Annotated in this window: 15 protein-coding genes and 1 pseudogene; 9 read left to right on the plus strand and 7 right to left on the minus strand. The window is 56.0% G+C overall.

The features are described 5' to 3' along the window. Window positions 1-103: 103 nt before the first annotated feature. Window positions 104-1,267, minus strand: coding sequence for an acyltransferase family protein (locus BW11_RS10535; protein WP_140445696.1), 1,164 nt, complete (start codon window positions 1,265-1,267; stop codon window positions 104-106). 3 nt (window positions 1,268-1,270) lie between these two features. After that, the gene (locus BW11_RS10540) at window positions 1,271-3,178 is read right to left on the minus strand and encodes a DUF4422 domain-containing protein (RefSeq protein ID WP_140445695.1); all 1,908 of its coding nucleotides are present in this window, start codon (window positions 3,176-3,178) and stop codon (window positions 1,271-1,273) included. Between the two features lie 130 nt (window positions 3,179-3,308). Here BW11_RS10540 and BW11_RS10545 point away from each other — a divergent pair, with 130 nt between their 5' ends. The 5 genes from BW11_RS10545 to BW11_RS10565 all read left to right on the plus strand — a co-directional run bounded on the left by BW11_RS10545 (window position 3,309) and on the right by BW11_RS10565 (window position 9,246). After that, window positions 3,309-4,142: an ABC transporter permease gene (locus BW11_RS10545; protein WP_107044638.1), complete on the plus strand. Its 834-nt coding sequence runs from the start codon at window positions 3,309-3,311 to the stop codon at window positions 4,140-4,142. Window position 4,143: 1 nt separating this feature from the next. Next, on the plus strand, window positions 4,144-5,496 hold the full coding sequence (locus BW11_RS10550; RefSeq protein WP_140445694.1) for an ABC transporter ATP-binding protein: 1,353 nt from the start codon (window positions 4,144-4,146) through the stop codon (window positions 5,494-5,496). Between the two features lie 53 nt (window positions 5,497-5,549). Then, window positions 5,550-6,473: an NAD-dependent epimerase/dehydratase family protein gene (locus tag BW11_RS10555; RefSeq protein WP_140445693.1), complete on the plus strand. Its 924-nt coding sequence runs from the start codon at window positions 5,550-5,552 to the stop codon at window positions 6,471-6,473. Between the two features lie 61 nt (window positions 6,474-6,534). Beyond that, window positions 6,535-8,091 carry a sialate O-acetylesterase gene (locus BW11_RS10560; RefSeq protein ID WP_181162603.1) on the plus strand — a complete coding sequence of 519 codons (1,557 nt, stop codon included), beginning with the start codon at window positions 6,535-6,537 and terminating at the stop codon, window positions 8,089-8,091. Window positions 8,092-8,181: 90 nt separating this feature from the next. Next, entirely contained in the window at window positions 8,182-9,246 is a 1,065-nt protein-coding gene (locus BW11_RS10565) for a glycosyltransferase (protein WP_140445691.1), read from the plus strand. On the opposite strand, the gene BW11_RS10570 is transcribed toward BW11_RS10565, so the two are convergent. Continuing rightward, on the minus strand, window positions 9,225-10,637 hold the full coding sequence (locus tag BW11_RS10570) for a hypothetical protein (protein WP_140445690.1): 1,413 nt from the start codon (window positions 10,635-10,637) through the stop codon (window positions 9,225-9,227). The two genes, BW11_RS10565 and BW11_RS10570, sit on opposite strands and share 22 nt — an antisense overlap. A gap of 57 nt (window positions 10,638-10,694) precedes the next feature. Continuing rightward, window positions 10,695-11,594, minus strand: coding sequence for a glucose-1-phosphate thymidylyltransferase RfbA (gene rfbA / locus BW11_RS10575; RefSeq protein WP_140445689.1), 900 nt, complete (start codon window positions 11,592-11,594; stop codon window positions 10,695-10,697). Window positions 11,595-11,728: 134 nt separating this feature from the next. Between rfbA and BW11_RS10580 the strand changes: the two genes are divergently transcribed. From BW11_RS10580 to BW11_RS10590, 3 genes are all read left to right on the plus strand, one after another. Beyond that, window positions 11,729-14,170, plus strand: a complete 2,442-nt coding sequence (locus tag BW11_RS10580) for a glycosyltransferase family 2 protein (RefSeq protein ID WP_140445688.1) — start codon at window positions 11,729-11,731, stop codon at window positions 14,168-14,170. Window positions 14,171-14,189: 19 nt separating this feature from the next. After that, the gene (locus tag BW11_RS10585; RefSeq protein ID WP_181162602.1) at window positions 14,190-15,425 is read left to right on the plus strand and encodes a glycosyltransferase family 2 protein; all 1,236 of its coding nucleotides are present in this window, start codon (window positions 14,190-14,192) and stop codon (window positions 15,423-15,425) included. An 84-nt stretch (window positions 15,426-15,509) separates the two neighbouring features. After that, on the plus strand, window positions 15,510-18,554 hold the full coding sequence (locus BW11_RS10590; protein WP_140445686.1) for a DUF4422 domain-containing protein: 3,045 nt from the start codon (window positions 15,510-15,512) through the stop codon (window positions 18,552-18,554). A 49-nt stretch (window positions 18,555-18,603) separates the two neighbouring features. On the opposite strand, the gene BW11_RS10595 is transcribed toward BW11_RS10590, so the two are convergent. Then, window positions 18,604-19,995 carry a DUF2142 domain-containing protein gene (locus BW11_RS10595; RefSeq protein ID WP_181166147.1) on the minus strand — a complete coding sequence of 464 codons (1,392 nt, stop codon included), beginning with the start codon at window positions 19,993-19,995 and terminating at the stop codon, window positions 18,604-18,606. Between the two features lie 574 nt (window positions 19,996-20,569). After that, window positions 20,570-21,910: a site-specific integrase gene (locus BW11_RS10600; RefSeq protein WP_140445681.1), complete on the minus strand. Its 1,341-nt coding sequence runs from the start codon at window positions 21,908-21,910 to the stop codon at window positions 20,570-20,572. Between the two features lie 132 nt (window positions 21,911-22,042). Here BW11_RS10600 and BW11_RS10605 point away from each other — a divergent pair, with 132 nt between their 5' ends. Further along, entirely contained in the window at window positions 22,043-24,160 is a 2,118-nt protein-coding gene (locus tag BW11_RS10605) for a hypothetical protein (RefSeq protein WP_140445682.1), read from the plus strand. Between the two features lie 87 nt (window positions 24,161-24,247). Here the strand turns inward: BW11_RS10605 and BW11_RS11625 are convergent. Continuing rightward, window positions 24,248-25,471: pseudogene (locus tag BW11_RS11625) on the minus strand (hypothetical protein); the annotation flags it as partial.

Below are 25,471 nucleotides of genomic sequence, written 5' to 3' on the forward strand. Positions count from 1 at the left end.
AGTACGAGGCTCACGTTAGGAATCGTATCCGTCGCCTGAACGACACCTATGGGGCACCTTGGGGATATTTGGGTGAATTCTTGGAATACTCTGAGAATGATAATCAATACTGGCGAAAGCCAGCAACCTCCTCATCAGAAAAACGAGAATGCCGTCCACATCTGCTGGTCAAGTCAAGCATTCGCCCAATGCACTTATCCGCCATCGGCTTAAAATAATGACACAGGGGAACCTCGATAACCATCAGCAAGATCACATGTATGGCAATATATAAGGCATTATCCCCTATATTAAATCGGTAAAGAATCGGTTCAATAATGAAGTATCCTATAAGAAGATACTCATGTGTCACCATAATAAATAATGAATTACGAGAAGACCAATTCAGAATGTCACTAATCAATGGAATATTATGAACAATTACACCAATCCCAAATACAGCCATGGTGCCAGTAATAGCTAGCAATAAAGAAAGTGGCGGGAAGCTCGCTCTGAGCATATGATAATCCACTGCACCAAAAGCAAAACACCATATTACATTGGGCACAATCAATAATGGCAACAAGAACTTAAAACGATCTATGACCGCAGGCAGATATACATGAGCCACGTATCCCAAAAGCACAAACGGAGTCATAGTAAGTATTTCAATACAGGCAGTCAGCGGATAATAAATTACCTTCATCACACTGAATGGCTGCACTCTTGCAGTTACATAGTTACCCACAAACGCGAAAACCATATACATAAGTATGGCAATGCCAACTAGATACAGCTCTGATTGAACATATGAAGCCAGTATAGAAGTTACTGCTTTTGCAACTACCAGAGTGACCAAAAACCACAGTACGTTGATACCATACAGAACAAGAGTTTGATAAACATCCCATACAAGATCGCGCTTCCCCATCTGCCGTAAGTAGAAATAACGCACTATTAAGTCATAGACCAAGAAGCACAATGAATAAAAAATATAATTTGCAAACAGCTTTCTCTCACTATGCAGAGACGCACAAATTCTATCCCACAATGAGCCAGAGAGCCGTTCTCGTCTCATAACAGCGCCACTAATAATGAAAAAGAGCGGCATATGAAAAGAGTATATGAGAGCTCTACCATAAGTGTCCATTGGCAAAGTATGGCCGATGACCACAAATATAATTCCCATGCCTCGCGCCATATCATATGCCGCGACACGATGCAGCGATGTTGTCTTCTGCCCTGCAACCATATTGCCAAAGCTCTTATGCTCAGCGTCAAATACCACGAATCACTTCTTCCCCTGCAGCTTCCGAGCCACCACCTTGAGCAGTTCCCTCTGCTTGGACCCGCTCGGTGCGATCGCGTCCGCATACTTTCTGATCGGGCTGTCCTCGGCGATCGCGCGCTCGTGGTGCACCGCGGGCTTCGGGCGCTTCACGTCCGCGAGCACGGCCATCGTCTGCAGCGAGAACGGGGTCTTGCGCGCGTAGCTCCAGTACAGCGGGCCGAAATCGCACCACGGGTTCTTCCACGGCTTGTCGAAGCCCGCATAATGCACGATCTTCGGGTGCTTGCGAGACTCCAGATACGCCTGATACACAGCGGCCGGCGCGAAGTCGAACACGCCGTGCACGCGGCCGGCGCAGTCGTGCATGACGTTCCAGTCGTACGGCAGGTACGTCACGTCGCCCTCGCACTCCATGTTGAGGATGTCCTGGTCGTTGTAGATGAAGCCGGGGCGCGACGCGATATCCAGCCATTCGGGCACCGTGTGGATGTCCCGCATGCGATCGAGGTTCATCACCAGCACGCCCGCCTGGAAGTAGTCGAACGGCTGCTTCATATGCAGCTTGGAATCCACGTACTCCAAGCGTTTGCCGTCCTTCATGTTGAGGTTGCCGAGGAAGTCGAGGTCGCGCACTGCGCCGAGCGCACAGTCGCCGAGCGGGGTGTCGTACAGTTCGGCGATGTCCGCGTTGACCACGAGATCGGAGTCGAGGTACAGGATCTTCGAGTAGAACGGCAGCGCGTCCTGGATGATGAACCGGTAGTAGGTCTCCACGCTGATGTGCGCGTTGCTTGTGGTCAGCTCGTATCCGGCCATCGCCCGGCTCACATCGTAGAAGCGGATCTCCGCGTTGGGGAACTCGGCGAGGAACTGCGTGATGTTCTGCTTGTTCTGCTCGGAGATGTCACGCTCCAGCACGATCACGTCGTAGAAGCGCTCCGGGTTCGCATTCGCAAGCATCGAGTAGATCGTGGTGGTGAGCATCGGCACGTAGTTGTCGTCCGCCGCGAAGATCACCGGCACGACATCGCGCGGATTGCGGTCCAGCGGCTCCAGAGAGCCGACCGGCTCCGGGTGCGTGAAGTGGACGCACTGCAGCTGCTTGATCCTCCAGCCGTGCTCCGGACCGGAGACACGCTGGTGATGCGCGATGAAGATGTTGAGCAGTCGCTCCGCGAGATGCCCCGGCGTGCGCAGCGTCTGCACGTCCGCCAGCGAATGGTCCCACTCCTCCGTGAACTCGTCGAGCAGTGGGAACAGCCACTCGCAGTACTCGTTGAAGATCGCCTTCCTCATGATGAACATGTTGCAGAAGCACGCCTTGTGGCCGTTCAGCACTGCATCCGCATCCTCGCGGTACTCCGGGTGACGTGCGCACAGGATGTCGTACATGTGGCGCAGATCCTTGAGGTGCAGGTGCGCGTCGCCGTCCCAATGATCCTTGAGATTGGCGAATCCGCCGAACGCGCGCACATCGTTGAGAGGCGAGGTGATCACGTCCCAGCCGTTCACCTCGCGGGCGATGCTGTAGTCGTCCAGACCATACTCGGCGATCGCCAGATCGTCGATGTACCCGTCCATGATCTCGCCGTAGTCGTTCTGCTGGTGCTCGAGCTCGGTGAAGTCGAAGTAGCGGCGGTAGTGGCAGAAGCCGTAGTAGTCGGCGTCGGCGTTCTTCCACGCCCAGTACTGGGCGGTGAGCTCGCAGTACATCGGGTTCTTCTCGGAGATGTTCTCGCCCTCATCGTCGTGCAGCATGTCCTCGAACAGCCTCGGCGCGTTGGCCGCCCCAACCTGGATCGGCACGATGCTCGCGCCGTCCGGCACGGCCGCCGGCTTGTGCGCCGACACGAACAGCTTGATGCGGGCCGGCTGCTGCGGCTTGGAAGACTGCGCTGTAAGAGCCATGTGTAGTACTCCGTCTTACTTCGACAAATACGACTAACACTTTAGAATATATGGGAGTGCCGAGCGACCGGCGGCGGATCCGTCCCCGAAAGTTTCGCATGAGATACGCATGAGATAGGATAGGACGCTTGTGAAGAACCTAGTCAAGAGTCTCCAGCAGAGGTACCACTACGCGCTGATCGTGTTCAAGGAGCTGGTGAAGACCAACTTCAAGCTGCGCTACCAGGGCTCCTTCCTGGGAGTCCTGTGGTCGGTGCTGCAGCCGCTGATGCTGTTCGCCGTCATGTACGTGGTGTTCGTCAAGTTCCTCAAGTTCTCCGACGGTACGCCCACGTTCCCGATCTCCCTGCTGTGCGGCACCTGCCTGTGGCAGTTCTTCTCCGAATCGACGAGCATGGGCATGCGCGCGATCGTCGACCGCGGCGATCTGCTGCGCAAGATCCACTTCCCGAACTACATCATCGTCGCGTCGACGACGATGGGTTCGATGATCTCGCTGGCGATCAACCTGTGCGTCGTGATCCTGTTCGGCACGTTCGCGCACGCCCACTACACGTGGCGCGTGCTGTTGGTCATTCCCAGCATCATCCAGCTGTACGCGATCTCCCTTGGTGTGGCGCTGCTGCTCGGCTCCCTGTACGTGTACTTCCGTGATATCGGGCACATCTGGGAGGTCCTGTTGCAGGCGATGTTCTACGCGACCCCTATCATCTACCCGATCTCGATGGTCCAGAAGAACCCCGAGTTCAGCTGGGCCGCGGACCTGCTCATGCTGATGCCCACCACGCAGACGATCATGGACATCCGCCACAACCTGCTCTCGCCGGAGTACGTGCCGACGATCTGGACGATGATCGACAACCGCTGGCTGTGCCTGCTGCCGTACGTGCTGTCCGTGATCGTGCTGTGGGCCGGCATCCACGTGTTCCGCAAGTACAGCGCGAAGTTCGCGGAGGTGCTGTGATATGGGTGATTCCGCAATCGAGAAGAAGGAGACCTCGAACGTGACGGATAAGACCAGCGTGACCGAAGTCGAGAACACCAACGACTCCAATGACGACCGTCCGGTCGTGCTCAAGGTCGAGCACGTCGCCAAGTCGTTCCGTCTGCCCACCGAACAGGCCACGGGGCTCAAGATGGCGTTCCTCAACTGGACGCGCGGCATCAAGGGCTACACCGAGCAGCAGGTGCTGCGCGACATCAACTTCGAGGTGCATCAGGGCGATTTCTTCGGCATCGTCGGACGCAACGGTTCCGGCAAGTCCACGCTGCTCAAGATCATCTCCCAGATCTACATGCCGGAGAAGGGCCATGTGACGGTCACGGGCAAGCTCGTGCCGTTCATCGAGTTGGGCGTCGGTTTCAACCCGGAGCTGACCGGCCGCGAGAACGTGTACCTCAACGGCGCGCTTCTCGGCTTCAGCCGCGAGGAGATCGACGCGATGTATGACGACATCGTCGATTTCGCGGAGCTCGGCGACTTCATGGACCAGAAGCTCAAGAACTACTCGTCCGGCATGCAGGTGCGACTCGCGTTCTCCGTCGCGATCAAGGCGCAGGGCGACATTCTGGTCCTCGACGAGGTGCTCGCCGTGGGCGACGAGGCGTTCCAGCGCAAGTGCGACAACTTCTTCGCCGAGATCCGCAAGGACCCCACCAAAACCGTCATCCTGGTCACCCACTCGATGGATGCGGTCAAGAAATACTGCAACAAGGCCATCCTCATCAAGGACGGCGAGATCATCGTCAGCGGCAACAAGAACGACGTGGCGGATCGGTACACGCTGGAGAACTTGAAGCGCGAGGGCAAAGCGGCGGATGCCGGACAGCGTTCCGACGGCTCGTACCCAACCGGCCTGAACGAGACGGTGCCGCTGTTGGCCGTTCGACCCAGCAAGGAACCGGTGTGTACCATCGACGACGGCTTCGACTTCGAAGTGGAGTACGACTACCGCGGGGACAAGGACTTCTACGTGGCCCTCGCCCTGCACGATATCCGCCGTGGAGGCGTCTCGTACGGAGACAGCTTCGATCTTGCGAAGCGCGGACATCACACGGCGCACTTCCATCTGCCGATGAATCTCTTTAACAACGGCGAGTTCCGTCTCATGGCGTCGATGCACGAGTATCTGAATGGCGTGGACGATCATGAGCATGTGCAGATGGTGGCTTTCACCAACGAGGGCAATTCGTGCGACTTCTCGCTACGCGATCCGAAGGGTGCGGATAACTTCGCGCTGATCAACAAGTCAGTACTGCAGTACCGGTCTCTTGATACCGATCTCGCAGTACGGCAGACAGTCATCAAGCAGCGATAACGTTTCTGAGCATACGCAATTGCAATGTAAATAGCTGCTATGAGGGGTAACAGATGCGAAAGATCGTCATATTAGGCGGAAACGGTTTTCTTGGGAAAAAATTGACTGAACAGCTCAGCCGAATTCCCACCAATGCCGTAGTCGTCTACGACCGCAAGCTACCCTCAAACAATCAGAGATTCGCCAACGTCGAGTACATTTCGGGCGAATTCGTCACTGGGTACGACTTTGCCAGCCTAGTTCGGGGTGCTTACCTTGTTATTCACTTGATCAGCACATCAGTTCCCGGAACGGAAAAAGGACCATTGGATGAGATCCACGCCAATGTCATTCCTTCCGTGGAGCTTTTTGACGCTTGCGTTGCCGAAAGCGTCGCAAGGCTGTTGTTCCTTTCCAGCGGTGGCACGATCTATGGCGGGTCAGCCTATCGCGCCAATCGTGAGACGGATCCGCCCTCACCATATAACACATACGGCCTGCAGAAGGTCATGATCGAACAGGCGCTGCAACTGACTTCGCATTACAGCTCCATGCAGTACCAGATCATCCGGCTTTCCAACCCCTATGGCCCCGGGCAGAACCCGCACGGTCCACTGGGGCTGATTACGAAACTGGTCTACCAGGCGACCAATCATGACATCATTCATATCTTTGGCGACGGATCGGTAGTACGCGATTTCATTTACATCGATGATGCCATTCAGGGAATCATCGATGTCATCGAACACGGCGAAATGAACTCCATATACAATCTCGGACGCGGAACCGGAGTCTCCGTTGCCGATGTGATCACGACAATAGAAGCTGCACTGCCGGAATCGCTTAACATAATGTATGAGCCAGCGCGTAAAGTTGACGCGCCATATTCAGTCTTGGATATCTCGAAATATCGCGCTATATCTACCATCGACGAATTCATTCCCTTGGCAGAAGGCATTAAGCGTACTCATAACTTCTTCATCACTCACTCCGAATAAGAATTAACCGGCGGTTACCATGTCATCTAACGAGGACCAAGAAACAAATGGCACGGCGTTCATGAACGCAGAGTGGTCGCACAAAGTCATTGCTATTATCAGCGCGATGCTTGTTGTGATCATCACCATCGGTTCGGTATATCTATTTTTCGATCAGCGCTCATTCGCCAGAGAACCAATGACGCCATTTACCCAAGCCAACAAGGTCACCCTTCCAAACTACTATAAAGAAAACATGGTTTTCCAACAAGGAAAGACTATCACCATTCAGGGAAAGACCTCGCCCAATGGCACTCTTACCGCAACTCTACAGTCAAAAACGGAGCAGAGTTCGCAGACATCGTCTGCCGATGACAAAGGGCGATTTGAAATCGCATTACCGGCTCCACCTGCCCAGCTCAAAGCATACACATTTACCATTTCAAGCGGAAACAAAGTCCTGCGGCAAATCAAACATGCGTATGTAGGCAATGTTTTTCTTGCTGCAGGACAGTCTAATATGGAAGTCAACTACTACGACTACTACAATACAGAATCTGAGGAACGTGCGAATCTCGGCAACGCAGCAGATGTCACTGATTTGCCAGCTCCCATCAACGATATGCATGTGTATTTTCTGGTGACCGATCATCAATCCTCGGAGCAGACACAAGACAATCTTCCACTCCGAGAGTATAATTCTGATTCCTGGTTACCTGCGAATACCGTCAATGCTGACTACCTTGGCTATCTACCGCAGTATTTTGCAGAGCAACTACGGTCCAACAGCCCGGAAATCCCCATAGGCATTATCCAAACGGCGTGGGGCGGCACTGAAATCGCACGACATATGGCCGGAGGTGATATCTACAACAACCATGTCGCCCCGCTCAAAATGTTCAATATCGCTGGAATTCTCTGGTATCAGGGCGAACAAGACGGCATGTCAGACGACATGGCGCTTGCCTACCAGTACAACTTCTCCACACTTATCAAGCAGTATCGGAAACTATTCGATAATTCACAGCTACCGTTCCTATACGTGCAACTCGCTCGATTCCCCGGCAACGACGATTGGGCCAAAGTGCGCCAAGCACAGTTCGTTGTCGCAGCAAACGTCGATGGCAAGGATGGTACAGCGATGACCGTGAGCCTCGACACCGATAAGGGAACCAACGGCATCATCCATCCGCTTGGAAAGGAAATACTGGCCCAGCGCATGGCAAGCCAGTGGAAGGCGATCAACAATAACCGTACCGTTCCTAGCGGTCCACTGGCGCAAAAAGCGGTCTCTCGTCATCGTGGTCAGGTAGCGGAGATCACCTTCCGTGAAGATACCGCTAACGGTCTGAATGTTCGCAGGCCGAACTATTCCAAAAACGCGACCTCAAAGAATCTGTCGCGTGCAACTGATGAGTCTCTCACCGGCTTTGAGGTGGCGGGGAGCGATGGTGTCTACCATTCAGCCGAAGCTGTCATTCAGGATGACGCCATCTCCGTTTTTTCAGATGCAGTAGATGACATACGTCAAGTGCGTTATCTATGGTCCGCAAATCCTGAATGCGACACGCTCTTATACAATTCCTATCATCTTCCAGCAAGTCCGTTTACTCTCAGTGTTCTGAATGATGAATCATGACATTGCTTAAACCGCGGTCAAGGGTATGAACCCGAGTATCTTTACACGGTGAGAAGACGTATTCGGCCCATCAAACAGAAAGGTGTTTCGGTGGAACAGTCATCGACGACAAGCAATCAGTATGTCCACAACGTTTCCGCGGTCATCCCGGTATACGGAGGAGAGAAGACCCTTGAGAAGGTGGTCACAGAGCTGGCTGACTTCCATACCGTTCGTCGATCCCCCCAAGGGCATCTGTATCGAGTGAGCGAGATCCTGCCTGTGTTCGATCACGGCCGGGACCGTTCCGACGTGATTATCAGGGAACTTGAACGGCGTTACCCCTTCGTCCATGGAGTTTGGCTGAGCCGCAATTACGGCCAGCACCCGGCCACTCTCGCCGGCATCTCGCAAAGCACGGGAGCTTGGGTGGTGACCATGGATGAGGATGGTCAGCACGATCCTCATGCCATCGGGGACATGTTGGATGTCGCCATGCGCGAGCAGGCGGACGTCATCTATGCGAAGCCGACCAATGCGGCCCCGCATTCGCTGTTCCGCAACCTCACCTCGTGGGGTGCCAAGTTCGTCGCGAAGCATCTGCTCGGTTCGAACGACGCACCGAAGTATCAGAGCTTCCGTCTTATCCTCGGCGATGTGGCACGTGCCCTAGCCGTTCATGCCGGCAATGGCACGTATCTCGACGTTGCTTTGGGATGGGTTGGCAATCGCATCGCCACCTGCCCTGTTGCGCTGCGATCCGAGGGCGATCATCAGTCGTCGTACAATCTGATTCGTCTCTTGGGCCATTTCTGGCGCATGGTCATCACCGGAGGCACGCGTCCTCTGCGTTTCGTCAGTGCCATCGGCGGACTGACATCCTTCGCCGGCATCGTGTGGGCCATCGTGTTGTTCTTCATGCAGCTGTTCAGCCATGCGATCAAGGTACCGGGATGGACCTCGCTGATGATCGTGTTTCTGGTGTTCAGCGGTCTGATTCTGCTGTCCATCGGTATCGTGGCTGAGTACATCGGCATCAGCGTCCGCTCCTCGATGGGCATGCCGTTGTATCTCATCGCCAAGGACCCCAAGCAGGGGCCCTTGGGAGAGTACATTCCGGGTTCCAGTGATTCAGATGATTCAGATGATGAGGATCAGCGCACTGCTGGCAGGTAGTACGCCACGAACGAAACGATCACCAGGCAGCACTCGACGCCGATCACGCCTCCGCACAGGAGATATATGAGCTCCTTGCGCTTGGCGGCGGCACCGACGGCGTTGAGTGCATAGGACCAACCTCGCGTGACGAAATACATGAAGGACAGCACCATCGGCAGAATGTAGCGTCCCTGCGCCTGATAATCCGTGGCATAGCTGTACTGCAGGGCAAGGGCGATCACGATCACCATATTGCACAGCATCACCGCATCGAAGTACCAGCGCTTGCCGTACGCCCCATGTACGGCATCGAATATGGTTCCGGCAATGCAACCCACCACACCAATCGCGAATATCAGTCCGAACAGTATGTACATGATCTGCGGCAGGAACACCTTCATGGGGCCGAATACTCCAATGAAGCTCCGATAGGTGAAGAGCAGCCAGCTATTCGTGCCACCCAGATAATGGTTCGTGGTCAGCATGCCCCAAAGGCTCATGCCGAGATGTTGTGGCGTAGGGCGTCCCGACGGCTTGTAATTGCTTTCGCCGTACTGCTCGCTCATACGGGAGACCGTGGAAAACCCCAGAAAATCTCCATGGTTGATGATCGCGGCACGAATGAAGAACGGAAGGATCAGCACCAATACGATGCCGATGATCATGAACGTCATGCGATAGAATCGTCGATTCTGGAATAATGAAACGAAGCTATCCGAAGAGCGATGCCATACCAGAAAGTACACGAATATGCTCATCAGGATCCACGAATAGGCGTTGTAATACGACAACGCGATAACGGATACTCCCAAAGCCAGTAGGATGCCGCTTCGCATGGACCAGCCGTTTTTGAATCCCAATAGCCATGAATACAGAATCATGGAACTGCCGCAGAGGGCAATGATGTCGTTGTTGAAATACAGGGAACAGAATACGATCTGTGGTAGGAAAATCACCGTAGATGCGAATAGGTAGCTGATGGGCCCATCGAACAGCAATGCTGAGATACGTATCACGAAATACGCGAATACGACGCCGGCACCGATACACACCAATCGCCCGGCGAAGACGATCCAGTTGATATTGGATGTCACCAATCCCATGATCTTCATGAGTATTCCGCCAAGGACGGTGCTCAGCATCAGGGGATAACTAGCATAGGAGAATCCCCACGGAGTCATACGTGTGCTTTCCTCGTAGCCCGTCGGCAATGATCCATGTTCATAAAAGTACAGAGGAAGCGTCAGACGCCACTTCTCATCGGGGAAGAAATCCTTGTCAACAGGAGCTCTCACCGAAAGCACGCACAGTATGACAAAATATGCCACCAGAAAAGCAGCAAGCAGCAATCGTTGCGGCATAGCATCATGACTCATTAACTTATGACGGACTCTCCTGGTGGTATTCATCTCATTTTATCCTCTAATGTCAATGGTCAACCAAACTGCTCAAGATTCATACCATCGTCAATGGCTTCTCCTGTTCAGGAGGACCTTCTCCTCCGCGACCTGCTGCAGATGCTTGCCGTAGTTGGACTTGCCGTAGGCATGGGCCGCCTCGACCAGCGCCTCCTTGCTGATCCAGTCATGCTCATAGGCGATCTCCTCGGGTACGGAGATGGGCAGGCTCTGCGAGCGTTCGACGGAACGCACGAACTCGGCCGCCTCGTACAGCGATTCCATCGTGCCGGTGTCCAGCCACGCGTAACCACGGCCGAGCGTGGTGACTCGTAGAGTGCCGTCCTCCAGATACATGCGGTTGAGATCGGTGATCTCGAGCTCACCTCGTGCGGACGGCCTCACCTGCTTGGCGAAGTCGACGACGCGATTGTCGTAGAAGTACAGTCCGGTGACCGCGTAGTTCGACTTCGGCTCAGCCGGCTTCTCCTCGATGGAGATCGCACGTCCATCACGATCGAACTCGATGACGCCGAAACGCTCCGGATCGTCCACGTAGTAGCCGAACACGCTGGATTCGCCCTGCTCAGCAAAGCGGACGGCCTCCTTGAGCTGCTTGGACAGGCCGTTGCCGTAGAAGATGTTGTCACCGAGCACGAGCGCACACGCATCGCCAGCGATGAACTCCTCGCCCAACAGGAACGCCTGTGCGAGACCGTCCGGAGAGGGCTGGACCTTGTAGCTCAGACTCAGGCCGAAGCGCGAGCCGTCGCCGAGCAGACGCTCGAAGTTCGGCAGGTCATGCGGCGTGGAGATGATGAGGATGTCACGGATCCCAGCCAGCATCAGCGTGGACAACGGGTAGTAGATCATCGGCTTGTCATAGACGGGGAGCAGCTGCTTGGAGGTCACCGAGGTGAGCGGGTACAGCCTCGTACCCGAGCCTCCGGCCAGAATGATGCCTTTCAATTGTCTTCCTTTCCACATACGGCGAATACGGCAATCATACAGCCGTACAGCTTTTGTCACTTCAGTTCGTGCTAACGATCGGTTCCGTCCCCAATGCTAGAGTCTGTACAGCTATACGGAAACGGAGAACAACGATGAGCATCAAGATGCTGGGCCTTTGCCGTGGTAGCGGCAAGGGATACATCAAAATCGCAACCGACTGCGAACCTGAGTCTTTGGAGGCCTATGCACCGACACCCTCAGGAGTGCAAGTGACATGTCCGATCTATCGGATCGGTTTCCCGGGGGAAGATGCCATTGCCAGCCGAGCCGCCGGCGACAATCCGGAACCTGGTTCCTACATCGCGATCGTCGTGGTGCCATTGCTCGACCAGATCACACTTGATATCCAGATCCGCGAGCGTAACAGCGGCAAGATGCTGCTCATAATGCCATTCAAGACGTTTGACACCAAAGTCAGGTCACGACTCACCTATAAATACCAGCCGGATTTCGCGGCACAGATTCGCGACATCGATCAAAGACGGCTTTCAGGCGGGACCTATGTATACTTCACCGGCATCTTCCCCATGGAAGACCACGAAGTATCTTGCCGATTCCGTGTGAGGCACCCTTATACAGGAGTTTCGGAAAAGTGCAGCATTACCGTGCTGGACAAAGCCGGCAATCGTGTGGATGTACAGCCGATTGTACTGGAGAGCGATGCAATCACCGATCCGAACGACCCAACTCAGCGTATTCAGGACACCACATACTCCATTATCCTTTCCGATGAGCCGAAAACCGTGTGTGTCCATGTGAAGCCGGAGAACCACGATGGTAATTTCGTGTGCATCAGTGAGCCCATGTATTCGGGATTCATCAGCGGCGCCTTCGATCTGACGAAAAAACCTTGGGATGATGAAGGCTATGCAGCATGGTTCGAACGACATCGCGCCACATGGGCGGACGTCGCCAACCAGCGCCGGATCGTTACCACATGGGACCACACGCCCCTGATCAGCATCGTCACAGCGGTGTTCCGACCGCCGGTCGAATACCTGAAAGCATTCGTCGATTCCGTTCTCGCTCAATCCTATAAGCACTTCGAGCTGATTCTGGTGAACGTCAGCGGTGATGCCCCTGATATCACGGCAACACTTGACGATATCAAGGATCCACGAGTCAAGGTGCTTACCGCCGAGAACAAAACCATTCCAGAGAACACGAACATTGGCATCGAGCATGCTCAGGGACAGTACATCGCCTTCATGGATCATGATGATGTCGTCGAGCCGGACATCCTGTACCGATATATGAGTGAAATCCGTCGGTACCCTGACGCCGATCTGCTGTACTGTGATGAGGACCTGCTCGATAACGGCAGATATAGGCATCCCGCTTTCAAACCGCAATATAATGCAGATCTGCTGTACTGCGGCAACTACATCACACATATGCTCATGGTCAGCCGGCATGTGTTGGATCAAGTCGAATTGTCCGGTGCGGATGTCGCCGGCGCGCAGGATTTCGATCTGACGCTCAAATGCGCCGAGAAGGCACGCAGTATCCGAGGCATTCAGCGGGTGCTGTATCACTGGCGTATGCATCAGAACTCCACAAGCGCCAATAGCGGCAGCAAGCCCTATGCCGAAGAGGCCGGACGCCTGTCCGTGGCCCGACATTTCGAACGCATGGGAGTCAAGGCCGAAGTGACGGATTCCGAACTGATTTTCCGTCATCGAATCAAGTACTACCCCGATCACACGCCGAAGGTCAGCATCGTCATACCAACAAAGGATCATGTATCGATGCTGACCAGATGCGTGGAATCTGTGCTGAGTAAGACCACTTATGACAACTTCGACATCACGTTGGTGGAGAACAACAGCACAGAACAGGAGACCTTCGCTTATTACGAGGATATTCAAAGGCGCGATGCACGAGTCCATGTGGTGACGTGGCCCGGCACGGGATTCAATTATTCCGCCATCTGCAATTATGGTGCCGCACACAGTGATGGCGAGCTACTGCTGTTCCTGAACAATGACACCGAAGTGATCAATAACGACTGGCTCGATGCCATGGCCGGCTTGTTCACTCGCCCCGAAGTCGGCATGGTGGGCGCGAAGCTGCTCTTCCGCGACAAGCTTGTGCAACATGGCGGCATCTTCGTCACCCGCGATCATGTGGGACACTACGGTGAATTCATGTCCCACAAGGATGGCGGCTACATGGAGACTCTGCGATATCCCGTCGACGTGGCAGCCGTCACCGGAGCCTGCCAGATGGTTCGCCGCAACCTGTTCAACAAAGTCGGAGGACTAGACGAGGAATTGGCCGTGGTGCTCAATGACGTTGACCTCAGTCTAAAGGTCGGCGAGCTAGGATATCTGGTCGTGTTCAATCCCGACGCCAAGCTTTATCACGCGGAGCATGTCAGCCGTGGTAGGGATGAAGTCGATCCTGAGCGCGAAAAGCGAGCCATTGATGAACAGGCAAAGTTCTACGCCAGATGGGACAGCCGCATCGAGATCGGCAAGTATATCAATGCCAATCTCGATCAGGCCAACGGCCATTACAAAATCACTTGGTAACCAAAACCAAAGAGGATGCATGCCTGTTTTTTCCGTGATTATCCCTGCGTACAACAACAGCTGGTACCTGCCGGAGTGCGTGCATAGCATCACCGGACAGTCGTTCGGCGATCTGGAGGTCGTCATCGTCGATGACGCGAGCACGGATGACACGTATGCGGTCATGCAGGAGCTCGCCAAGGAGGATCCGCGGGTCAAAGTTCTGCGTCATGCCGCCAACGCGGGAACGTTGGCGGCTCGACGGACCGGCGTACAGGTGTCCCGTGGAACATACGTGCTGCTCGTTGATCAGGATGATGTGCTGGAGGTGGACACTCTTGCCAATCTCCACGAATATGCTGCAGCTCACCCTTCGGACATCTATCATTACGGCGTCCGCGTGGAGGCGGCGACTGAATCCGCCCGAGAGGCCGCCCAAGGCATGACCAGCTTCCTCACGCCGAAACCACGTGCTCTGCACGGCGACGAGATACTTGCCACGCAGTTCGCCCAGAACGACGGATTTGACTGGCACGTACACCATAAGATGTTCCGCGGCGATCTGGCACGACGTGCCTACAGCATGGCAGCCAACACCCGTCTGTTGCTTTCGGACGATCTGTATATGTGCTTCATCATCGATTCCCTAGCGCACACATACGAGGCGATTCCCGATTCGCCATGGTACATCTACCATCTGGGTCGCGGAGAGACACTGGGCAGTCAGCTGACAGTCAAAGCCTTCTCCACGCTTGCCGAACGCGATGCCAAGGCACTGAAGCTGATCCGCGATTTCGTGGACGAGCATCACGAGGACATTCCGCGAGATGACTGGGCAGCCCGGGTTGCGGATGTTCGGGATCGTCTCATCGAGCACACAATGAACGAATGGCAGGATAACCTGCCAGAAGCGGACAAGGCTGAAGGGCTGAAGGCCGCGTTGAGATGCTGGTCACCAGATGCCGTGTGCGGCGAACTGTACCGCTATGTGCGTGACTATGCGTACGCCTTCCTCGTCGCTGAGAATCGAGACAGTGAAATGGCGCAGAAGAACAAGACGAACGCGCTGCGGTATCTTCAGATGGTGGAGAATATCGAGGCCATGGGCACTATAGACGAACGTAACGAGCATTATCTCGAACTCAGGTCGATTGCCCGGCGGCATCTTATCGATTCCGGGCTTATAGCTATAACGAGTCAGACCTCGAACAAGGGTCAATCAGGACTTCTGCAAAAACTGACGCGACGAATCAAACAAATCCTGCCGAAGATGTGAGACAGGAGAAGGCGAGTATAGGTTCTCTCCGGCTTGTTCGCTACACTGTCGGCATACTAGGAATTGGAATCGAGGAAACGCACCATGCCCAAGATCTCAGTCATCATCGCGGCGTACAACGTCGAACCGTACATCAAGGCATGCCTTGACAGCGTGCGCGCGCAAACCTTGAAGAACATCGACATCGTCGTGGTCAACGATGCGAGCACCGACGGCACGCCTGCGATCCTCGCCCAAGCCGCGGCGGAGGACGATCGCGTTCGGGTCATCACCCACGATCACAATCAGGGGCTGCATCTGGCACGCAAGACCGGTGTCGAGGAGGCGACCGGCCGGTACGCGTTCTTCCTCGACGGCGATGACGATCTCGAACCGACCATGTGCGCCGACCTGTACGCGAGCCTCGCCTCCACCCCCGCGGACATCCTGCACTTCGGCCTGACCGTGATCGGCGAGAACGGCATCCTCGACGAGGAGTGCCAGGCGTTCGAACGGTTCAACAACACGCCGACGCCGGATAGCCAGTACGACGACATCGTGCAGGACATCTACCTTGAATCCCGCGGTTATCATGTCGATTGGCGTGTCACTCAGCGCGTGTTCCGCACGTCGCTGCTCAAGCGCGCATTCGATCAGATGACCGCGGACCGTCTGGAGCGCGCCGAGGACGGTTATGAGTGCTTCGTGCTTTCGTCGCTGGCAACCTCCTATCGCAGCGCCAAGCGATGCCGCGGATACCGCTATCATTACGGTCGCGGTGTGACCGGGACCAACGAGATCACCGCCGAGAAGTTCAGACAGTTCTGCGAGCAGTTCGCGGCATGCCTTGACGCCACCGACGACTTCACGGCGGTCCATCCCGAACTGAAGCTGGCCGACTGCCTCATCGGGTTCCGGCACAAGGCCGTCGAACTCCTCTCCAACGACTGGCGCGTGCGCGTGCCGGAGGAGGGCAAGGCCGAGGCCGCCCGGGCCATGGCCGACGTGTTCGGCAACGCGGTGGCCGCCCGCGAGATCTGGCGTCACGTGCGCGATCTGGCGTGGACGCTGATCACGTCCAAGGAGCAGGAGCCGTTCAAGGTTGCGCAGCTGCGCAACTGGCGGTTCATCGCCGAATCCCTGACGCCGGAGGACGGCGATCACACGGATCTGTACCGTTACGCGCTGGTGCGTACGCGCGCCGAGGAACTGCTGGCCGATCTGGATCGCGCCAAGGAGAAGGAGCGGTATGAAAACCAGCCGATCCGCATCTTCGTCACCACGCATAAGAACGTGGACAAGCCGGACAGCGCCATCCTCCAGCCGGTGCAGGTGGGCCTGGAGCCCGGATCATACCGTTTCCCGTGGGCGTTCCATGATGACGACGGCGAGAACATCTCCGAGAAGAACCCGATGTACTGCGAGCTGACCACGCAGTACTGGGCGTGGAAGAACGTGGACGCCGAATACTACGGATTCTGCCATTACCGGCGCTACTTCGATTTCTCCGACACCGAGCACGAGGAGAACCCGTACGGCGAGGTGATGGACGACTACATCGACGCGAAGGCCATCAAGGAGTATGGTCTCGACGACAAGACTATCGCCCGCGCGGTCAAGGGCTATGACGTGATCACCACACGCTGGCAGGACCTGACCGAGATGATCGACGAGCACGGTACGCCTAAGGCGCTGTGGGCGGCCGCTCCCGCGTTGATCGACGACGACCTGCGACGCTGCTACCAGATCCTGTGCCGCATGCACCCCGATTACCATGATGATGCGGTCGCGTTCCTCAACGGACACAAGTCGTGCTTCTGCAACATGTTCATCATGAGGAAGCAGGTGTTCTTCGACTACTGCGAGTGGCTGTTCCCGATCCTCGCCGAGTTCGAGCGCGAGACCGACATGACGAACTACAGTCGTGAGGCGGTGCGCACGCCGGGGCATCTGTCGGAGCGACTGCTCAACATCTATCTGATGCACCAGCAGCGCGTCGGCGCAAAGCTCAAGACGCGAGAGCTGCAGTGCGTGCACTTCACGAACCCGGAGCCGTCCGAACCGCTCAAGCCCCTGTGGACGCCCACCGCGGGCCTCCTCCAGCCGGTGCCGGTGGTGTTCGCCGCGGACAACAACTACGTCTCCCAGTTAGCCACGACGATGTTCTCCGCGATGACGAATGCCTCGAAGGAGCGCTACTACGACGTGGTCGTGCTGGAGCGCAACATCGAGTGGGATCGTCAGGAGCGGCTGCGTGAGTTCTTCACCTCGCGATTCCCGAACATGTCGCTGCGATTCAAGAACGTGGACCGCGAGGTGGCCGGATACAACCTCACGACGTCGAACGCGCACATCAGCGTGGAGACGTACTACCGGTTCCTCATCCAGGAGCTGATGCCGTTCTACGACAAGGTGCTGTACCTCGATTCGGACATCGTGATCAACGGCGACATCGCCGAACTGTACGACACGGAACTGGGCGACAACCTGCTGGCCGCCGTGCACGACATCGACTATCTCGGCAACCTCAACATGCCCGACGGCATCCGCATGAGGTATTCGAAGTCGACGCTGCACATGAAGGACCCGTATCAGTACTTCCAGGCGGGTGTGCTGGTGCTCAATACCAAGGCGATGCGTGCGCACTACACGATCCGCCAGTGGCTCGGCTACGCCTCGAACCCGGACCTGATCTACAACGATCAGGACGTGCTCAACATGCACTGCGAGGGCAAGGTGCTGTATCTGCCGTGGGAGTGGAACGTGGTGCACAACCTCGAGGATCGCGTCGGCCGCATCTTCAGCTGCGCGCCGAGCAACATGTATGACGCGTACCTGAAGTCGCGCGAAAAGCCGAAGATCATCCACTACGCCGGATTCATCAAGCCCTGGACCGATCCGGAGTGCGATTTCGCGAGCGTGTACTGGCGGTACGCGAGGCAGACGCCGTTCTACGAGCGGCTGATGAAGAAGGTGGCGGAGAAGACGGCGGAGACGACGACGCCCGCCGTGACGCGGAAACCTCTCCATGAACGTGCCATCGGCGACAAGAACCCAATTCGCAAGATCGTTGACCCGATCATGCCGATCGGATCGAAGAGACGCGAAATGCTGAAAACAGTCGCGCGTACGCTGCGGAATCGAAAGTGAACTGTGGTGATGTGGTGGTCAATCCAGAAAACCGGATTGACCACCACATTTACTTGTTGTCAATAACTTGGTCGCTTAGACCGCTCACAACCGTTTGATCTTCGCAGCCTCTACCGTAAAGACCTGAGACCGTAAGTAGAGGCAGTAGCGGCAATATGTATCTTCCCTGCACCCCCTCTAAATGTCCGTATGCGCCAATTGACGGAAGATCATTCCAAGTCAGAGCCTCAAAAGCATACACCAGAAACCACGCCAAAAGCATTCCGACTACCGAAACAATCAGATAACGATGATTCAGTACAACAGTGAAAACAGATTTGGAGTGAAACACAGAATCTATATACCTCATATCAAACAAAGGCCTCATAACCATCACAACAAGTATCGCAATGATTATAATCGTTGAGGGGTCATTTGGAATGAGATCTCTCCAATCCGCAACAACGTTAACAATAATACAGACAATAAAACGCAACGGATTTTGAAGCACGTACGAAACATTGTTAGAATAGTTTGCAAGATATCCGATTGAGCTATATTTCTGCCCCCAAATAATATAACTCAAAAACACTATAGCAAGAGATAGAGCTGCACACGCTTTCCTTTTAATAGAAAGAACATGTTCAGGTAGAACAAACACAAGCAGTAGAGGCACTAAATATATTACTTTGATATAACACAGTAAAGCAGCAATAATAATAACACCGATAAACATACCTGTCGTCATTGAACGACCTGAATTTGCGGCATGCAACGCAAAAGAAGTAATGACCGCAGACAATGCAACCATCAATCCATCAAGCATGACGCTGGATGACATGAAACATACTGCCGGCGTAGCAGCAATAACAACCATGACCATCTTCGCGCGCGGAAGGAGGAGAATGGAAATAACAAACAATGTCAAGCAAACTACATAGTTGCTCAGTCGAGCCAATTGCATAGACGCATAAGGCGAAAGATTCAGTATAAGACCTACTTTCAGACCTATGGCTTGAGGAACATACCCAAATAGAGGATATTGAGTTGCCCGCGGCGTATCAGTTATCCACCCCCCCCCGTTAGAAGAAACGAATTTCTGCCGCGCTAGAGAATCGTCTTGAAGCGGAGTATCAATGATATTTGAAACAAGATCATTTCTAGCCCCATTGTTTTTTAAATAACGAGAATCTCCTGATATAACTGGCCGCTTTGCATCGTTGCCAAAATCATCCGTAGATACTGTCATTTCAGGAAAAACCTGTCCAGTAGCAAGCGCATATGTGGACGCCACATGCATATCGTAATCAGGAATTGTCCAAGGACCAATATTGGCAATAAAACCAATCGCCTGCGGAACTGACAAACAAAAAATCAACAGTACTGGAATTATATTCTTTAAAAAGAACCTGAATCTCTTGTGAAGAGCACGCCTGATGCTCTTCTCACCCTTAGCACCCATCTCACTCCAGACTGTTCCAAATAATATAATATGGATTATATCCATACGAGAGACATAAGCATACCTAAATCATACTGTAGCTGTCAGGACGGATTGAGCCCAGTTTATTCTCCGCCCCCCATATGGACCGTCATTCGTGTCACGCAAAAGCCCCTGCCGACCACCTCGAAGCTCCTCCCGCCACACGCTGAGCACACAGGCAGCAGTCTAAGCCGCCAATCCAGCCGGAGCCGTCACATGCAGCACGCTGAACGTCTCCCTGCGAGATGCTGAGTGTTTCGTGAGAGTCATTCGCCTATAGTAGGGGGTATGAGGAAGGCGAAGCGTCCCCCGACACCCGATTCCCTCGTTCTAGGGGCGGGGGTTCGCTGATTGCTCTTCTATTGAAATGCTTGATTTTCCAATACATCCTTGATGTTGGAAAACATCTGTTTGATCTTCGGACACGGTTGGACACGACCGCGACGGCGCTCGCGGGTTCCGCAACGTCCCAACCGCGGAAATCGATTCACCCCGTCCGATCGTGTCTGGGCCCGTTCCGGACACGACCCAGACACGATACCGACGAGCCGTTTCACTGCGTTCCAGACCGTGCTCCGGCCTGTGCCCCGGACCGTATTCCACCCCGCGTCCTGCCTCGCTTTCCACCGTTGAGCACGGCATCCCGCTCCATGTCCACGGCGTCCGCCACCTGTTCCAGCCTCTCGGGGAACAGGAACCCGTACACATCCAGGGTCAGGCTCGCCGAGGCGTGACCCATCTGGCGTTGCAGGATCTTCACGTCCGCACCGGCCTTGATCGCGATCGCCGCGTACGAATGCCGCAGACTGTGCGGGGTCAGCCCCTGCACGTCGCCCAGTTTCGCCAGTTCCACGGCCTTGTGCCACACCTTGCGTCGCCAGTTGTGATCGTTGATGTGCCCGCCGCGCATCGCACGGAACACGTACGCGGTCTCCGGCTGCCCCTTGATCTGCTCCTTCAACGGCTTGATGAGGAACTTCGGGATCGCCACCGTGCGTGGTTTGCCTGATTTCGGCGGTCCCAGCCGTTGCGCCTTCGCGCTGTTCTTCCACGTGCGTCGAATGCGCGCCTTGCGATGATCGAGGTCCAGATCGCCCACCTGCAATGCGAACGACTCGTTGATGCGCGTGCCCACATAGCTTTGGAACCGGATGATCAGCCCGTCCACGGGCCTCCCCACGCTTGCCGCCGCATCGGCCAGCGCCTCGATCTCGTGGATGTCAAGGAAGATCAGATCGCGATACTCGGATTTCGGTATCTCCACGTCTCGCGCCGGATTGCTCATGAGATACCGCGACTTCACCGCATAATCCAGCACCCCGGCGAACACCACTTTGACGATGCTCTTGACCGACCTCGGTGCCAGCGGTTTCGCCTTGCGTTCCGTGGACGACAGGCTCACCGGGTAGTCGCCCGTCGTCAGATCGCTCACCCAGCGTGCCACGTCGTCGATGGTGATCGACCCGATCGGCGTGTTCTCCCAGCGCGGTTTCACGTACACGCGCAGCTCGCACTCGTAGCGGGCGCGTACGCCCTCGCTCACGTGGTTCTTCGATCGCAGCCACATGTCGGCGATGTCGCCGAACGGTTTGCGCGCGTCGTTCGGATCCGCATAGCGTCCGCGACGCACGTCGTCCTCCATGCCGGCCTGGAACGCTTCCGCGTCGGCGAGTTTGGCGAATGATTTCGAATGCTGCCGGCGATTCTCGCCTTCGATCGTGTACCAGCGGCATCGCCATCGTTTGCCTTTGCCGTAACGGGAGGAGCGCCATCGCTCCGGAACCTGTGCGGTCATCGGATCGCTCACCGCGGCCAGCGAACGCTTCGCGGTGGAGGACGGCGGGACGCCGTTGTCGTGTTTCAGCCAGAGATCATCAATCCATACCCTTGCCATTCATTCACAGTAGTGCGGTGGGAGAGTCGGCCTGTCCGCACACCCGCGTCGATTCCAAGGTGAACGGTACAGTTGCTCACAGTCCGGGAGAATGCGATAGAGGCCAGCGGGCCTGTGAAGGTGGCAGAGACGATGCGCAACATACTGAACAACATCAAAGGCAATCCGAATGCGATCACCGCTGTATTCGCCGTCATCGCGCTGCTCTGCGCGATCGTGGTGCCTCTGCCTCCGATGAATCAGATGGTGACCGTCGTCTTCGACCGCGATGTGCCGTCCAACGCGTCCGGCATGGTGTCCGCCTCCTTCGACCAGCCGGAAAAAGCAGTCGGAGTTCAGCCTCAGCAGCTCACCGTTTCAGGGCATAACCTGTCCTACAAGCCCGATCCGTTGACGTATGGCGCATCAACACTGCACTTTGATCTCTCAGGCGTCGGTGATGCGCAGGTTGTGCGCGTGGACGGCGAGGTCAACGTCAACAATCAGCACTGGTGGACTGCGCATCGCATCGCCTCCGATGGGTTGACGGTGAACCGGAACGGCGATTCCGTGTCATTCGATCTCTCCCACAATCAGATACGTTCCATGGTTTCCGGGTGGAAGCTGTTCAACCCCGGCCGACTGGCATTGCTGATACTGGTGTTCGTCGGCATCGCCGTCGTGCTGTTGCGCCGTCTGGCGTTTGCCTCCGTCCCACTGCCATGGTTCGCGTCCGCAGTGGCTGTTGTCACACTGACGGCAATGGGTGCATGGCGCGTGTGGGCATTGGACGCCCCCGGACGCAGCCGTCTGACGATCATCGCCATACTTCTGGGATTCCTGCTGCTCACGGGTCTCAACGCGATCGCCGGTTCCGGCGGCATGGTCCGAACCGCGTGGCGCAAGCCGGTCCTCATCCTCGATTACGTGGTCATGCTCGTGGCGGCCTTCGGGCAGGGACTTCTCTACATCCTCAAATGGTCGCATTCGCCCGATGAGATCGCGCACCTGTCCTACCTTGCATGGGAGAAGGCGCATCTCCAACTGGTCCCTGATTTCGCCGGCATGCGCGTATACGAGACCGTCTTCAGCGGTAGGGCGGATCTCGCCGACCCGCTCGCGTTCAATCAGCTCGGGCATCCGCCGCTGTACTACATCCTCATGCTGCTCGTTCCGGGAACCCACGTGTCCGGAACAGTGGTGACGTTCCATGTGGCGTGGCTGCGCATGGCCAGCCTGCTGATGTTGCTCGCCGGTCTCGCTGTCTGCGCGTATCTACTGTATTCGCGACTGCCGCGCGTCCCGTTGTTGCATCTGGTGGCTGCACTCGCGCTGATCGCATCGCCCAACATGGTGCAGGTGTCGTCTGGCGTGAACAACGATGCCCTGTGCTTGCTGACCGTGACCCTGACCGTATGGGGAGTCGTCAGGTTCAGGGAGCGTCGATACGACTGGCGAACCTACCTGCTCATCATGGGCGGACTATCCACTACGCTGCTGACAAAACTGACCGCGGGTATGATCGCCGCGCTGCTGTGCCTGTTCGTGGTGGTCGCGGCGATGGGGGAGCGTGAGGCCCGCTCCGCGCTCACGAAACGGGAATTCTGGTTCACCACACCGCTGCTGATTCCAGCCATCGCCTACTATGCGGTCGTATTCGTGCGGTACCGCAGCATCCAGCCGAGCTATCAGAAGCTGGACCCGGCCGGGTATATGTCGTCCACGTTCTATAAGGCGATGTCTGACCGCTCGGACATGAGCATCCTCAAGTATGTGGACTACTACATCACCCAGTTCCTACGCACATGGTGGAGCATGCCATGGCAGGCCGATATTCCCCGCTCCGGTGTCACCTCGTTCGACGCTCGCACCATTGCGCTGACGTTGCTGCTGATGGTGCCGTTTGCCGTGTTCGCGATCGGTCGCGGCAGTCGCGGCCGCACCGGTAACCTCTTGGCGATGGGCATGGGAGCCATTGCGCTGACTATGCTGTATCAGTTCAATAACGCGCTGAACGGCTTCTATGTCAACGGGTACACCGGGGGCCTGCAGAGCAGATACTATCTGTGCGCCATGGCCATCATCGTGTACGCGCTGTGCTGGCTGCTGTGGCGTTGGTTCGGCGTTGACACTGACACTGCTGATAACGAATCGGCTGGCTTGTCCGGAATCGGCACTCTGGTGTGCGCCGGATTCGCGATGATGCTCGTGTGGGATGGGTTGCTGCAGCCGTTCCTGCTGCAGCCGGTTGGACTCGCGGCGATCGCGTAAAGAGAAGCCGGTTATGCGAAGGGGGTGGTCGGCACGTTTGTGTCGACCACCCCCTGGGTTAGTCAGGCTGTCGCGTTTGCGGAGAGGTCACAGACCCTTCCAGGCGACGCCTTCCTGAGTCCAGCCACGAGTCGCGTTGAACGTGTACTCGTTAAGGTCGGTCGTGTACAGGTGCTCGGCCTTAGATTCAGAGTACATGCGGTAAACCGGGACTGTGCCAGCGCTGGTCTGGTACCAGGCCACGCCTTCGTCCGTCCAGCCGCGCTCGGTGGACAGCACCTTGCGCTCATTCTCATCCAGAGTTAGCAGATGACGGCCAGTGGCCTTGTTGGTCAGACGATAGACGGGCTTGGCCCCTGCGGCGTTCTTGTCGGTAGTAGCGTAGAACACCACACCCTCATCGTTCCAGCCATGCTGAGTGGACAGGACCTTGCGTTCGTTCTCGTCGGCCGTGTACAGATGCAGTCCCGAAGCGGGATCGTACAGACGATACACCGGAACCTTCTTTACCGATGGAGTGCTCGGGGTGCTGGGCGTGCTCGGCACGTCCGGCTGGTTGGGGCCGACCGGAGGCTTCGGCCATGCGTTGTTGCACCAATAGCCAACGTAGACCGTATCGGCCGTGACGGCATCGTTCAGGTCAAGCCTGCGGCCGCTGCGATCAAACCAGCCGTAGAACGTGTGACCGCGGAAGGCACCCGGAACCGGGACCTCACCCTTGGTGAGCTTGCCGTTCTTCACGACATTCACCGAGGAGACGTGGCGGCCGTCGTTGTCGCGCCAGTAGAAGGTCACCTTGTAGTAGCCCTTCGGGGCGTCCTTCTTCGCGAGCACCGCGCTGAAGGTCGTATCGGCCTTGATGGCGGTACCGACCTTGAAGCCGTCGACGGAGCTCCAGAACGTGTTGTTGTTGTCACGCCAGCCGATCAGCTGGTAGCCGGCCGGGATGTTCAGCTTCGAGGTTTCAGGGGCCTTGATGGACTGGCCGTTGAGATACTCGAAGGTGCTGTCATACAGAACGGTCCTGTTGTCTGTCGGATCGATCACGCCGAAGGTGACCTTGTACGTCTTCTGCGGCGTGGTCTTCTTCGCCAAGGCGGCGACGAAGACCAGATCGGAGTTGACCTTGACGGCCTTGACCTGATCGGCGGTGTAGAGCTGCGAGTGGTCACCGTTGTACCAGCCGAAGATGTAGTAGCCCGGCGTATTCAGGGACGGGATCTCGCCCACGGTCTGGCCGGCCTCGCGTTCAAGGGACTTGTCGTCGAGCTTGATGCTCGGGTCCTCAGGGTTGACGGCACCAAAGTACAC

It is taken from the genome of Bifidobacterium sp. UTCIF-38 (assembly GCF_006454495.1).
Classification (GTDB): Bacteria; Actinomycetota; Actinomycetes; order Actinomycetales; family Bifidobacteriaceae; genus Bifidobacterium; species Bifidobacterium callitrichos.

Excerpts from the sequence above, each read along its gene's own strand:
- BW11_RS10540 (WP_140445695.1), bottom strand. The coding sequence starts at position 3,178 with ATGGCTCTTACAGCGCAGTCTTCCAAGCCGCAGCAGCCGGCCCGCATC.
- BW11_RS10550 (WP_140445694.1), top strand. The coding sequence starts at position 4,144 with ATGGGTGATTCCGCAATCGAGAAGAAGGAGACCTCGAACGTGACGGAT.
- BW11_RS10555 (WP_140445693.1), top strand. The coding sequence starts at position 5,550 with ATGCGAAAGATCGTCATATTAGGCGGAAACGGTTTTCTTGGGAAAAAA.
- BW11_RS10560 (WP_181162603.1), top strand. The coding sequence starts at position 6,535 with ATGAACGCAGAGTGGTCGCACAAAGTCATTGCTATTATCAGCGCGATG.
- BW11_RS10570 (WP_140445690.1), bottom strand. The coding sequence starts at position 10,637 with ATGAATACCACCAGGAGAGTCCGTCATAAGTTAATGAGTCATGATGCT.
- BW11_RS10580 (WP_140445688.1), top strand. The coding sequence starts at position 11,729 with ATGAGCATCAAGATGCTGGGCCTTTGCCGTGGTAGCGGCAAGGGATAC.
- BW11_RS10585 (WP_181162602.1), top strand. The coding sequence starts at position 14,190 with ATGCCTGTTTTTTCCGTGATTATCCCTGCGTACAACAACAGCTGGTAC.
- BW11_RS10590 (WP_140445686.1), top strand. The coding sequence starts at position 15,510 with ATGCCCAAGATCTCAGTCATCATCGCGGCGTACAACGTCGAACCGTAC.
- BW11_RS10595 (WP_181166147.1), bottom strand. The coding sequence starts at position 19,995 with ATGGGTGCTAAGGGTGAGAAGAGCATCAGGCGTGCTCTTCACAAGAGA.
- BW11_RS10600 (WP_140445681.1), bottom strand. The coding sequence starts at position 21,910 with ATGGCAAGGGTATGGATTGATGATCTCTGGCTGAAACACGACAACGGC.
- BW11_RS10605 (WP_140445682.1), top strand. The coding sequence starts at position 22,043 with ATGCGCAACATACTGAACAACATCAAAGGCAATCCGAATGCGATCACC.